This window comes from Halostagnicola sp. A-GB9-2, assembly GCF_030068615.1.
Lineage (GTDB): Archaea > Halobacteriota > Halobacteria > Halobacteriales > Natrialbaceae > Halostagnicola.
In genome coordinates, this window is the sequence record NZ_JASJOC010000006.1 from 261,261 (window position 1) to 272,844 (window position 11,584).

15 protein-coding genes are annotated in these 11,584 nt (G+C 56.8%); 4 read left to right on the forward strand and 11 right to left on the reverse strand.

Annotated features, from left to right (window positions below):
* Positions 1-91: 91 nt before the first annotated feature.
* Complete coding sequence (locus QNM96_RS16095) at positions 92-349, reverse strand: hypothetical protein (protein ID WP_283837617.1); 258 nt, start codon at positions 347-349, stop codon at positions 92-94.
* 66 nt (positions 350-415) lie between these two features.
* On the opposite strand from QNM96_RS16095, the gene QNM96_RS16100 reads away from it, so the two are divergent.
* Complete coding sequence (locus tag QNM96_RS16100; protein WP_283837618.1) at positions 416-757, forward strand: hypothetical protein; 342 nt, start codon at positions 416-418, stop codon at positions 755-757.
* A gap of 208 nt (positions 758-965) precedes the next feature.
* Here the strand turns inward: QNM96_RS16100 and QNM96_RS16105 are convergent, their stop codons facing one another.
* On the reverse strand, positions 966-1,253 hold the full coding sequence (locus QNM96_RS16105; RefSeq protein WP_283837619.1) for a winged helix-turn-helix transcriptional regulator: 288 nt from the start codon (positions 1,251-1,253) through the stop codon (positions 966-968).
* A 43-nt stretch (positions 1,254-1,296) separates the two neighbouring features.
* Positions 1,297-1,629 carry a hypothetical protein gene (locus tag QNM96_RS16110; RefSeq protein ID WP_283837620.1) on the reverse strand — a complete coding sequence of 111 codons (333 nt, stop codon included), beginning with the start codon at positions 1,627-1,629 and terminating at the stop codon, positions 1,297-1,299.
* 293 nt (positions 1,630-1,922) lie between these two features.
* Between QNM96_RS16110 and QNM96_RS16115 the strand changes: the two genes are divergently transcribed.
* The 3 genes from QNM96_RS16115 to QNM96_RS16125 all read left to right on the forward strand — a co-directional run bounded on the left by QNM96_RS16115 (position 1,923) and on the right by QNM96_RS16125 (position 3,747).
* Positions 1,923-2,177, forward strand: a complete 255-nt coding sequence (locus QNM96_RS16115; protein WP_283837621.1) for a hypothetical protein — start codon at positions 1,923-1,925, stop codon at positions 2,175-2,177.
* A 64-nt stretch (positions 2,178-2,241) separates the two neighbouring features.
* Positions 2,242-3,039 (forward strand): cell surface glycoprotein, encoded by a 798-nt coding sequence (locus QNM96_RS16120; RefSeq protein ID WP_283837622.1) that lies wholly within the window; start codon positions 2,242-2,244, stop codon positions 3,037-3,039.
* Between the two features lie 525 nt (positions 3,040-3,564).
* Positions 3,565-3,747: a hypothetical protein gene (locus QNM96_RS16125; protein ID WP_283837623.1), complete on the forward strand. Its 183-nt coding sequence runs from the start codon at positions 3,565-3,567 to the stop codon at positions 3,745-3,747.
* Positions 3,748-4,039: 292 nt separating this feature from the next.
* Here the strand turns inward: QNM96_RS16125 and QNM96_RS16130 are convergent, their stop codons facing one another.
* From QNM96_RS16130 to QNM96_RS16165, 8 genes are all read right to left on the reverse strand, one after another.
* The gene (locus QNM96_RS16130; protein WP_283837624.1) at positions 4,040-5,101 is read right to left on the reverse strand and encodes a polysaccharide lyase; all 1,062 of its coding nucleotides are present in this window, start codon (positions 5,099-5,101) and stop codon (positions 4,040-4,042) included.
* The gene (locus QNM96_RS16135) at positions 5,098-5,388 is read right to left on the reverse strand and encodes a hypothetical protein (RefSeq protein WP_283837625.1); all 291 of its coding nucleotides are present in this window, start codon (positions 5,386-5,388) and stop codon (positions 5,098-5,100) included. The genes QNM96_RS16130 and QNM96_RS16135 overlap by 4 nt, the downstream gene beginning before the upstream one ends.
* A gap of 48 nt (positions 5,389-5,436) precedes the next feature.
* Positions 5,437-6,711, reverse strand: coding sequence for a hypothetical protein (locus tag QNM96_RS16140; protein ID WP_283837626.1), 1,275 nt, complete (start codon positions 6,709-6,711; stop codon positions 5,437-5,439).
* A gap of 143 nt (positions 6,712-6,854) precedes the next feature.
* Positions 6,855-7,919, reverse strand: a complete 1,065-nt coding sequence (locus QNM96_RS16145; protein ID WP_283837627.1) for a hypothetical protein — start codon at positions 7,917-7,919, stop codon at positions 6,855-6,857.
* A gap of 408 nt (positions 7,920-8,327) precedes the next feature.
* Positions 8,328-9,074, reverse strand: a complete 747-nt coding sequence (locus QNM96_RS16150; protein ID WP_283837628.1) for a hypothetical protein — start codon at positions 9,072-9,074, stop codon at positions 8,328-8,330.
* Entirely contained in the window at positions 9,074-10,201 is a 1,128-nt protein-coding gene (locus tag QNM96_RS16155; RefSeq protein ID WP_283837630.1) for a hypothetical protein, read from the reverse strand. The genes QNM96_RS16150 and QNM96_RS16155 overlap by 1 nt, the downstream gene beginning before the upstream one ends.
* Entirely contained in the window at positions 10,198-11,076 is an 879-nt protein-coding gene (locus QNM96_RS16160; protein WP_283837631.1) for a hypothetical protein, read from the reverse strand. The genes QNM96_RS16155 and QNM96_RS16160 overlap by 4 nt, the downstream gene beginning before the upstream one ends.
* 6 nt (positions 11,077-11,082) lie before the next feature.
* A complete protein-coding gene (locus QNM96_RS16165; RefSeq protein WP_283837632.1) occupies positions 11,083-11,577 on the reverse strand; it encodes a hypothetical protein in 495 nt (164 codons plus the stop codon).
* Positions 11,578-11,584: the final 7 nt, after the last annotated feature.

Sequence of the window (11,584 nt, forward strand, 5' to 3'; positions counted from 1 at the left end):
TCGGATAAGACTGGTACTTCTGCCCCCACTAACTAAAACCAATCACTGTGAAGAACGTAGGCCCGATACCGCGAAAATAGTGACGGGGAATCTATTCCGCTTCGAGTTCCATGACCTGCTCCTCGAACTCCGCGATCCGCTTCTCGTGCGCTAACAGGATGGACATCGACAGGGGTTCCATCGGATCCATCGCATTCTGGTGGTCGGCGGCGTCGGCGAAGTCGCGCGCCTGGCCGAATAGGCAATCGAAATCCCCCTGGTGCTCGGCACGAAGCGCCCGGCGGAACGCTGACCAGTCGTCCTCGATCCAAGACAACTGAGCCCGATAGGTCGGATTTATTTTCCCCATCAGGCGACCTCCCTGATCATCTCCGAGTTGAACGCGGTTGGGTAGACCGGTTGGCGCTTCTCGAGGATGCGAGTCCAGAACGCCAGCGCTCCGGATGCACTGCGGACGGTCGACGAGAACGCGCAGGAATTGTTTGCGACGATCGACGACCAGGACGACGTCGACGACGAAGTGGCAGAGCTCCGAGGTCGGTTGCAGGACGCGCAGGAAACGATCGACCAACTCCAACTTGAGAAGGAACGCCTCGAGGAGAGTGACGGCAACACGGAGGACGATTTCGGGGCCCTCGTCCAGCACGACGCTGTCCAAAGCGCCGTCGACATCGCGAAGGATAACTGCGATCGTTCTGGTGAGCACGTCGACCGGGTGCTGGCGGTGCTCGCGAGCTCCAACGGTGGGCCGTTGTAAGTCGGTGAAATCGAGCTCCTAACCGAGGGTTCGGATACGACGGTTCGATCGGCCTGCAAGGCGCTGTTCGAGGCTGGTGTCGTTCGACGAGAATCGGATGGACGGGCGCACGCCTACGCGCTCGGCGAGCACTTCCTCGAGCGCCGTATTCAAGTGGCTGAACAGCAGGTCAGATAATACACTTCAAAATCTACATTTGGTTTGTTGGCTACATCCCGTCCGGGGGATTTCCGCCTAGCAATTTATCTTTTACAAAACTGTCTCCTTTATCAGAAAGGGAGTACTCCGCCGAACTTGATCGTGGTTGGATCACTTTTTCAACGAAGTCATTATCCTCAAGAAATCTGAGATCCCGGTCGGAACTTCGGTCGTGTAGGTACAACTCCTTTCGGATTTCACGCGTTCGTGTTGGTCCTTCTTGATATAGATATAGGAGTATATTTTCACGCGGCGTCCGTGAAATTGCGGCTTCCTCGGTCCAGACATCGACTGTCATATTCCTAAATTGACGGTGAGTGTACTTAAACACCAACGTTCTTTCACTTATTCCGCCACTCGTAGTGCACCCACTCGAGATCGTCGCGATGGTGGTCGAGCCACTCCGTCGGATCGTCCGTCGCGCAGAGAACCACATCCCACACGGTGTGCCCCGAATCCCTCACCTGAAAACAGACGATCTCCCCCAAGCCGTGGTACGAGCTCCGGAACACGATCGCCTCGCGACCGCGATTCCGGAGCGCCAGGAACTCCCCCTCGACGAACCCCTTCTGCAGTCGGCGGACGATACTCGAGACGTCGTGGTCACGAAGCCGAAGGTACAACTCTGAGAGTTCGTGTTTGAGCACCAGCCGTTCGCGTTCGGCTTCTCGCATATCGACCCGTTCGCTCGAGGCTTCAAAGACCTACCCAGGCCGATTCCGACAGTTCCAAAAACGCTTCTTCAGGTTCCTTCAACAGCCATCTCGAGTATACTCGCCCCACCTACAGATAAGAACACTCCCAACGGATTTTACCGTGCTGTCTTTTCGTTTGATGTTTTCTTGCAGTTCGGTCACGAGAGTACATTCTGTCCCGCCGAATTTTCCTCGCTTCTCCGAAAACACACCGCAGTATAGCGATTCGCACGGCCAGAAGCACTAAGTTGATTATCTACACAAATTTAGATATGGGAAACCAAAATAACAGTAATGGTAGCAATCCGACTCTTGCAGGAATCCTCTCGGCCGTTGGACTGTTCTTCCCGATTCTCTCGGGTGCAGGTCAGCTTTACAATGGTGATGTTGGGAAGGGAATCGCATTCATCCTGATCCAGTGTGTACACGCCGTCATGCTTGTATTCTTTTTCTGGACAGTCATTCCACTCCTCACGTACCCTGCTGTGGGTGCGTATTTCGCCTACGACGCGTACAACACAGCGTAAACGATACTCAGATAGAAAATAGATCACCGAAACGCTAATTGTGTTCTTTTGAGTGTTTAGTTGTATGCGACGCCGAGAATTACTGGGGGTGGCTGGGGTGGGTATCGGAACGACCGTTGCTGGCTGTACTGGATCAGAGGATGATACGCCATCGCTGCCGACTGGTGATGGCAGCGCGGGCAATAACGATGGTACTGCGGATGGCTCTGGTGATGGTGGTACCGAGGGACCCCCACGGTCATCTGAGAGCGAACTCCTCTCGATTGCAGAGTCGGAGGTCGGCACAGGGTCGTCATTATTTCGGTTTGGAACGAATCACTTTGAGGGAGACGGAAGCACGGTCACCGACGAATTCAGCCTGGGTAATGGCCTTACAATTGCCCAGTTCGAACATCGAGATGGGACCTCAAATTTCACTATTGACCTTGTGGCGGGTGAGGGTTTTCCCGATCAGTTTGTGAATGATATTGGGGAGGTTTCGGGGGCTGCGGCAGAGCCGATCTCGAGTGATGATTATCACCTCGAGGTTGGTGCTGACGGTGAGTGGGAACTCTATCTCGGTCAGCCCCGAAGCCCCGATGAAACGATCCGCGTTTCACCTGTTTCGGCAACTGGTGAAGGACAGGATGTCGTTGGTCCGGTGGAGGTATATGAGCCGATAATGGTTTCTGCGACACACGACGGGGAAAGTAACTTCATTGTAGGTGGCTATAGCCGGTCAGCCAGCTCCGGGTTCGGCCGTGAGCATCTCTTCAATGAATACGCGGAGTTCGAGGGCGAGGTAGAAAGCGACCAGACAGGGATTCTATGGTTTGAAGTGAAAGCTGATGGCGAGTGGTCACTCGAAATAGAGCATAAGTAATGTGAAATACCCGCGAGGCGCCTTGGTCACGGTTCGGGAGTGTTCGTTTAAGCACGAGCCGTTCGCGTTCATGTTCTCGCACACCTAGTGTGGAGTTTCGAAAGTTGATAGCCGTATCCAGACCGATTCCGACAGTTCCGATTTTAGCAGACCGCTCAACTCACCGCTCGAAATCGCCCGGTAGTTCATATAGGAGATCGTGGTAGTTTCACCCACGCCAGGATCGTGGGCTCCCCCAGCCTGCTAATCCCCACCTGGCGTTTTCCTTGCATCTTCCCCCTCGAAATCACAGTCACGACACCCATTTCCAGTCCGAATTAGTATATCAAACTGGCAACAAGATTGATGTGTGCATGCCCCAACACCTACTCGCGAACGGGAGGAATGGGGGGAATCTGTTGTTGCCAACAGATCGATTAACACACCAAATCGCCAGTCCTTCCCGACGCATTTTCAGAGGCACGCTCCATTCGACGCCGCCCTTTGTGCGACAGTTTATATGGGAAACCGCGGCCAGACACCCCGATGTCCGCAGAACGACGCGACGATATCCTGATCGCAGTGGCACTGACTCGGTTTAGCGTTCAATTCGAAGACGCCGATCCCGAGCTCGCCGAGTACGCTTGGCAGTTGGCGGCGGATCGGTTGTTCGAGTACGATGTCGCCCCAAGTGAAGCATTGGGGGTGCTCAAGAATATAAACATTTGATAAGAGAGCGGCCACGAGACTTTTCACATTCAAATCATATTATCTCGCATGGGACTTTCATTCACTCCAAACAGTACACTTGGATTTGGTGTTGCGATCACCCTCGTTGCCTACTTAGGTGGTGTTTATCTCGAAATGCCAGAACTGACCGAGGCTTCGCGTCCATTCTTATACCTATTCTTGGTTGTTTGGGGTATATTTGTCACAATGTCCGTTATTAGAAACATTTCGTAGTACGATGGATGCAATAGATCGGAATATCTCACTGTTTTTCCGGTTTCGAGTGCATCGATCACGACTCTGATATCTTCGGCGACGGGCCCTCCCAGACCTCGAGGTTCCGGAGCTCGAGGTATTGGTCGCGAGGCGAACCCCACGTGCCGCCGAAGTAGGTGCCCCACCAAATACGCTCGATGTCCGATTCGACCGTGTCTCGGAACTTGATGTTCGTGCGGTCGAGCGCTAGCTCACCGTCGACCCATACCCGTAGGATGCCGTTCGATTGATCAGGGTCGTTGAGCCGAACGTATTGATCGAGCGTGACGACGTCGCCGCGGTCCCAGCCGACTTGCCACATCATGTCTTCTCCGTGAGGAAGATCGGTCGCTCCGAGGTGGTAAACCTGGCTTAGTCCCTTCATTTCAGCGTCGCCAGCATAGTCTCGAGATTTGGGGTGGTTGGGTCGGATCGTCGCAGGTCGGGTCGACCAGGACACGCCATCTGATGCACGGCCACCGGTTGCCGAGCCTGTCGTCGTGTTCAGGAATCCGGGAAGCTTGCATCCGCCAGGGTTCCCGGCGGGATGATACTCGAAGTCCTCGGGGAAATGGACCTGATAGCGCATATGCGCCTCGTCAGTCCGCCCGCCGAGGATGTCGGTGAGGTCCTTGCCCGGCCGCATTTGGTTCAACTCGCCCTCGCCGATGTCGATCCGTTCAGTCTCGCCCTCGGCGTAGTCGGGGTCTCTGTCAGCGGTCTCGAGGTTGATGATGACCTGTTTGTCGTCGTCGATGGTGATCTCTTGGCTGTGAGGACGGTAGCCGTCAGCAGAGACAGTCAACGTATAGCGACTCTCATAAACGACGTTTTCGTATTTGCCCGATTCGGGCCAGCCGCCACGCCCAAACGCTAGCTGGATGTCGTCGCTGGGGTGGTCGATATGCGCTCGGGCGTCGACCACGAAGTCATCGATGCGGTCTCCCCACTCGTTGCGGATAAGGATCGTGAAGTCGTGTGTGTCGGGAACGTCGTCAACGTCGTAATCGAAACCGTCACCATCGTCTCGGAGTTTGGCCGTGTTTCGGGCGATCTGCTTGAGTTCTTCGAGCGCTTCGGTTAGGAAATTCCCATTCATCGGAGATCACCCATGATTTTGACGATTTTATCAGCCCAAACGGAAGCCATTGGAGCCGCGGCTTCGAGGGCTTCGATTCCGAGAGCGTCGCCGGAGAAAACCATGATTGCTCCGGCTATCCCTCCCTCAAGAGCTACACGTCCAACGCTTTTCCACCGGATTTTCACCGTCTCGTCTTTCTGTTTGACTTTGTTCTGTAACCCCGTGATAAGAGCGTAACCAGCGCCGCCGAGGACCGCGAGTAGTACAAGGCCGATGCTATCGATTTCTGTGATTCCTTCGATCATTTGTGAAAAGTGTCGCGCCGGATTACCGCCGGTTCGGCTGGTTACTGTCTACGTAAGCGACCATTCGGATTCGCTGGTTGCATCCCACGTCGACATGCTCGAGAAGTTGAATGTGTCCGGGGGCTCGTAATCGTCTTCGACGACTGTGAACGGTTGCGTGGCTATCTCTCCCTCCATGTCGCCGTTATCCTCATAGTAGGCGTGAGCTCGGACAAACGGCGTGTACGCGTCTTCAATCTCGATTGTCTCGCCGGTCTCAACGATCGCATTGTTCGAGTACCAATCGATTTGCCCTGATTGCTCCGGCCACGTTATATCGAGCGTTATCGTTTCGGTATCGTGGTCGACATCGATCTCGTTGAGGGTCGGTGGCTGTGGTGCGTCGTTCGGGTCGCCGTGGTCGTACGTCTGCCGCTGGTTGATCCAAAACCGACCCTCTTCGAGTGCGTCTTTCAGCGCGAGTCTCGAAGCGTGTTGGTCGGTCGGGTCGAACTCGTCGTCCGAGAGTGCGACCGTCCACCAACGTTGATCGGGGCCGGCCCCGTGTCCCCAGTCGCCGAAATTACAATCGTTGGCCGCGAAACCCCAGATAGGCCGTTCCGGCATGGTCTGTAACATGAGACTATCCCAAATTTCGAATACGTCATCGAGATTTAGGCCGTCTCCGTAGTGGTTCCCTTGAGAACCGAGAGACTTTGTGAAGATTTCGAGACCGAGCAAGCCACCGGCTAAGCTGTAATTCTCGAAGAACTCGAGATATCGATCCCACTCGTCTGCTGAATCCATGTGTCGAGTCGGATGGGGGATAACAACCTGTCCGCGTCCGTCGACAACCGTGTGGTCTTCGTCCTCGATAACTTGGGGTAAAGCTTCAGCGAAGTCCTCGATGTTTCCGTTTGATCCACCCGATCCGGGGTAATAATCGAAGTCCTGCGGACTCGAGGTAGCGAACAAGTGGCAAATGTGTTCAACGTCGTCGATCTCTTGCGAGGGATATTCAATGATTCCGTCGAGTCCGAGATTTTCGGCGTCGCGATCTGAGTAGTCCGAATTCGTATCGGACATATCGTGATAGCCGGAATCAGCACCGTTCGGGCCCCAGTAGCAATCTTCACTCTCGGCTTGCGAGCCCGCTCCTAAGACTTCATACCACTCATCTTGAGGGAGTGAGTGACCCTCGTTTTCAACACCATCGGCTAAGACGTCGAGCGTGTCGGCGGGCTCGTCTCCGAATCCCCGCCAGTGAACGTGATGATCGGCTTTGTAGAATCCATCATTATGCCAATCGACGTTCGAATACGGGTTATTCCAGATTCGACTCATTCCATCCCCCGGAACGTATTCGTCGATTTCTGTCGGCTCGTCTGATTCATCGGATTGAGCCGTACAACCTGCAAAAACGCTTGCCACGCCTGCCGCAAGTATCCCCCGCCTATGCATGATATTAAATCAACCATGTGTGTACTTTAACCCCATTGATCTGTTGGTCGGCTTGCATCTGGGACAGGCTCGAGAACTTCTATCTCGCATTCTTCGACCGTATTGTTCGTGTAGATGTTGATCTCGCTCGGATACGTTGAGTCATCGAATGTTCCGCGTTTGAGGATTTCCTCGCCCGCTTCGAGGTTTCGGGTAACACCGTCGCCGATAATTCCTGGTCGAGAAGACCTTGGATTGACAATCTCATATCTTCCCGCGAAGCCACCGGCAGGGAAGCTATCATCCACGTTGTTTATGATTGGTATTTCCGTATCTTCGGACCCATGAACACCGTCTCCTGTTCCTGCGTCTTCTGCTGTGTAACTGTAATTTTCGCTATCCTTGCCGTCGAATCGCAGGTAAAGTGAGCTGGATGTATCTGCACGGAAGCTGTCGATTTTGATTATTTGATCTCGATCGGCGTTGACAGAGATATTCGCGTCAATGGTTTCGTCCTCCCATATATCCCGATATACTCGATCATAGTGGAGGTCGGAATCACCACCACCGGTATAGAGTTGATCTATCGAGAAGGTACCGTCCGGTCCGAATTCGAATTGGGCTCCTGTTTCGGGGTGCTCGAGTGTCAGCGAGTCTTCCGTTGTGGTGTCTTGACCGATCGATGCCTCTCTGGTCTTAAGAGAGTCAAACGTTGCGTCACTCCCGTCTGATGAGAGTCCGCTTGTTTGCTCTTCGATCGAGTCAATATCACTTTCTAGTTGTGTACGAGTGTCTTCGATCTCGTTCGATACGTCATTAATCTCCGACAATCGGGCCGCATCCGACGGGTTTTCAGGCTCCGAACTAACAGACGCGCTCTGTGCATCCACCTCACGGATGCTAGTGATGTCATAGTTGTTCGCATCGATGTGCTCATTGAGTGGGTTAGACAGCCCCTCAATCTCTTCAACGTCAATCGTAACCGCAAGATCTCCGTTGTCGATCGTCAGCCCTGGGCCGTGGAGTGATCCGTTAAGGGGACCATTCGTAACAATCCCGCCATCGATTTCGTCGACGTCGAGCGAGCCGATCACCGCATCCGCCGCAGTCAACTCGGAGATATCGAGCGGGAGATCCGCACCTGCCGAGCGTCGACCAACGGCGATAATCCAGTCACCGGTGTTCGGCGGGACGAGCTGCTCCTCGTCACCGTAGTCGACTTCGAACTGGATTCGGTGGTCGCCATATGCCGCAAGGTGCTCGGCCGTGAACCTGAACTCAACCTTACCCTTGTCGGCGTCCGTGACCTCGCCCTCAAGCTCGTCAACGGCCGTGTGTCCCCACGAGTCGTGAACCAGCGTGACCGTGACGGTGTCGGCGTCACTCAGGTCGACGGGCTCGAACGTCCCGGGAACCTCGTCGCTCTCCTCGAGAAGCTGAAACTCGCGGGAGACGTTCGTGTGCTGTCCGGCCGCCCAGATGGCTCTCAGTCGTCTTTGTGTCATATGTGGATCGTGTTGTTACTCGGTGTTTTCGTCGACCGGTTCGGCGTGCTCAACTTCGTGGACGTCAAGGACCATGTCCTCGCCAGTCCGGACGCCCCAACGGCCGGGACCGTCGTCGGGACCGATCCCTTCGATGTCGCTACCGTCGTCGTAGGGGTGATCCCCAGAGTCAATGAACGCAATCGCCTCGCTCTCTGTCGGATAGTCATCGTTCGCGTTCCAGAGGCCACCGAGGATCCGACCGCTCTCGGCACGGTAGATCCCGGTGGCGTAGGGCGTGCCTGTCTCGAGCCAGTCGTACTCCTGATCCGATTCAGCGTCGGTCGCGACGTCTTCACGATTGTCGGAGTTGTTCCGACTCTGGATCCGGAACGTCTCGGTCGAGTTGATGAACTGTATCTCATAGCACGGCTGGCGATCGCCCTCGTTTCCCGGGTCGCCGAACACCGGAAGCCAAATTTGGGTGATGTCCTGCCAGCTCTCGATCGTGAACAAGAACATGATCCATTCGCCGGTATCTGGGTAGCGAGAGAAACCGCTCCCGGGAAGCGTCCAGATATGGTTGAAACCCTCGAACTGGAGCCCCCAGTTCGTATGAAAGCCAGCGCCATCGATGCGCTTGATCGTGCCCCCGGTCGAGCGCTCGTAGTAGGCGCTCATCATGTCCTCGTCGAAGCTGTCAAAGAAACCACGGTCGACATCGTCGACGAGACCGCCAGACGATGCCTGAAAGCCGCCGCTACTCGCAGGGTAGCCTCGCATCACCTAATCATCTCCTTGGTGCTGTCGAGTTCGCTGTCGACCTCCTCGACCCTCTCCGCGACGCTGTACTCCTTGTCGAACGTGATCGTCGCCTCGGCGTCGCCGAGACTCTCGGTGTAGCTCACCTGGTCGATGTCTCGTTCGTCACCGCCGTAGTATGGCACCGGAACTCTCACTCCAGGAGGCATCAGCCGCGGGAGGATGTCGACCGAACCCTCCTGCTGATCCTCGGCGACGCGCTCCTCGAGGCGGCGGTCGGCGATTCGCTGACAGTCCTCGTCGCTCTCGAGCTCGGGGAGCGGACCGATCGGCTCCTCGAGACGCTCACCGACACGATCGATCTCGTCCTCGTCGACAGCCTCGCCGCGGTAGCGTCGGCCGAGCTCCTCTGAGCGTGCACCTTCGACAACGACGGCGTTGCGGTAGTCCCCAACGTCGTACGTCGGATCGATATCGAGGCGTGTCCATCCGCTCGGTCGCGTGATCCGGCCCGGGCGGAACGAGACGGCGTCGATCTCGCCGTCGCCCATCGGGAGATAGAACCGCATCCCCGCTCGCTCGTGAAGGTCCTTCAGGACGCTTTTCGGCGAGCCCGAGACCGTAACACTTGAGAACTGCTGAGGCTCCTCGGGGCGGAGTACGATCGCGTCGAACGGTGTGTGTTCGCGCCAGACTTCCTCGATCACTTGATAGAGATTGACGTTTTGGCGCTCGATCCGGACATGGCCGAGGCGCAGATCGGAGCCGGGACCGAACCCCTCGAGCACGGTCTCGGCCGATAGGATCGACGGATCGACGCGCTGCAACTGGCCGGTAAAAAGCGTCTCACCCCGATGCCGAAGCTCAGCGTCAGCAAACCGCCACTCCGGGAGCGTGTCGTCCTCGGGGACCGTCACTTGCCAGTCCGAGAGATCCGTGTGCTCGCGAACGATGTCGACGCTCTCGATCCCCGCAACAGGTCGCGTCTCGCCGTCGTTGCGCTCGAGGCGCAATTCGTACAACGGTTCGGGTTCGCTGACGAGTTCGCCCTCGAAGGGATCGGGAGAGCCGGCGACGCCGGATCGTGGCCCGCCGGCGGTCATCGGCGCTGGGCCGCCGGCGGTCCGTCCAGGAGGCGAGAGAGTCACACCGTCCTCCGGTCGACGGTTACGGAGAGCTGGGCCGACCAGAACTCTTCATTACTCATGTCGTCACCGGTGTTCTCGAGTCGGATCCAGTAGGGCTGGATCTCGTCGCGATCGCCGCCAACGGAGATACCCCACACGAGACCGCCATCGTCAAACTCGAACTCACTGGTTGTCGACCGGATCGACTCGTCAGAGTCGTCGTCGCGTGGTTCCATGATCGAGAGCTCGAGATCGTCGTCCCACGAGACGCGATCGCCATCGTCGAACCGCATCTGTGCGACCGACCAGACATGGATCCACGAATCGCCTGGTACCGGGAGTGGCTTCGCATAAAAGTCGTCGCTCTCGAGGTTGACCGTCGGCGTTGTGACGTTGGGCTGTTGCCACGGATCCCGTGGGATGGGAGCAGGCTCGCGGCGGCGGTCTTCGACGTCGAGGATGCCCGAGGACTGTGTCGCGCCGGACTCAATCGAGACGACTGCAAGAACGATCGAGTCGCTATTTGCGGTTGAGGGCGGTTGTGGTTCCCACGACTCAGCGTAGCGATACTCCTCGCCGTCGATCGTCGACCACTCGCCGTAGTCGCCCTGGTCGTAGGTGATGTTCGCCTCGCCGTCGCTGGCGTGCTGCGCGACAACGACGTCCCGACGTGGGTTGTCGGTCGAGTTGTTGGCGTGCGTGACGGCGTCGGGAGCGACCTCGAGGACATCCCCGGCGATTCGGACATAGCCAGCTGCGATATCGGTCTCGACGCTATCGGTCGAATCGCCCGCCGTGACTTCACACCCCTGCAGGACGCCGTCGCCCCGGGTTGCTCGCCTGTTCTGGTTCTGTGTCAGCGCATGATGCGCGTGACCGGTTTCGTACTCGTGCATATGTGTCTAAAACGAGAGTTCCGCAACGACGTCGTCGCGATCAGCGTAGTCGTCCATCGACGCGAGCATCGTCAGTTCGAGCGTGACGGTCAGCCCCGTTTCCGGCAGCGAGTTCGTCTCGTCGTAGCTGTCGACCAGTCCCCAGATCCCGCCGGCGGGCGTCTGGTAGGCCGGTCGGACGCCGACGAGTAGCGAGGATCCGCCGTGTGGAACGCGCTCTCGGTAGCGTGGCTCATCTTCGATCGGCTCCTTGAGGATGTACCGGCCGGCCCACTTGCCGACCTCCTGGACGCGCTGATAGCGGTCAGTGTGCTCGAGGGGATCGTAGCTCCGGGGGCCACCGTCGCGCGTGAAGTGAAACTCCCACGAGCCACCTTCGCTGACGGTCCGCGGGGGGATATCCTCAGTGAGCCCGTTCGCGTACGTGACATATTCCTGTTCGCCGTCGTGGAGGTAGACGTACCACGCGGTCTGCGGGACTGATCTAGGTAGGTCTGGCATGAATAGT

Bases quoted from the DNA above. Each gene is read 5' to 3' on its own strand.
- QNM96_RS16105 (WP_283837619.1), bottom strand. From the start codon at position 1,253: ATGACAGTCGATGTCTGGACCGAGGAAGCCGCAATTTCACGGACGCCG.
- QNM96_RS16125 (WP_283837623.1), top strand. From the start codon at position 3,565: ATGTCCGCAGAACGACGCGACGATATCCTGATCGCAGTGGCACTGACT.
- QNM96_RS16165 (WP_283837632.1), bottom strand. From the start codon at position 11,577: ATGCCAGACCTACCTAGATCAGTCCCGCAGACCGCGTGGTACGTCTAC.
- QNM96_RS16100 (WP_283837618.1), top strand. From the start codon at position 416: ATGCGAGTCCAGAACGCCAGCGCTCCGGATGCACTGCGGACGGTCGAC.
- QNM96_RS16120 (WP_283837622.1), top strand. From the start codon at position 2,242: ATGCGACGCCGAGAATTACTGGGGGTGGCTGGGGTGGGTATCGGAACG.
- QNM96_RS16110 (WP_283837620.1), bottom strand. From the start codon at position 1,629: ATGCGAGAAGCCGAACGCGAACGGCTGGTGCTCAAACACGAACTCTCA.
- QNM96_RS16140 (WP_283837626.1), bottom strand. From the start codon at position 6,711: ATGAGTCGAATCTGGAATAACCCGTATTCGAACGTCGATTGGCATAAT.
- QNM96_RS16095 (WP_283837617.1), bottom strand. From the start codon at position 349: ATGGGGAAAATAAATCCGACCTATCGGGCTCAGTTGTCTTGGATCGAG.
- QNM96_RS16160 (WP_283837631.1), bottom strand. From the start codon at position 11,076: ATGCACGAGTACGAAACCGGTCACGCGCATCATGCGCTGACACAGAAC.
- QNM96_RS16115 (WP_283837621.1), top strand. From the start codon at position 1,923: ATGGGAAACCAAAATAACAGTAATGGTAGCAATCCGACTCTTGCAGGA.
- QNM96_RS16135 (WP_283837625.1), bottom strand. From the start codon at position 5,388: ATGATCGAAGGAATCACAGAAATCGATAGCATCGGCCTTGTACTACTC.
- QNM96_RS16150 (WP_283837628.1), bottom strand. From the start codon at position 9,074: ATGCGAGGCTACCCTGCGAGTAGCGGCGGCTTTCAGGCATCGTCTGGC.
- QNM96_RS16130 (WP_283837624.1), bottom strand. From the start codon at position 5,101: ATGAATGGGAATTTCCTAACCGAAGCGCTCGAAGAACTCAAGCAGATC.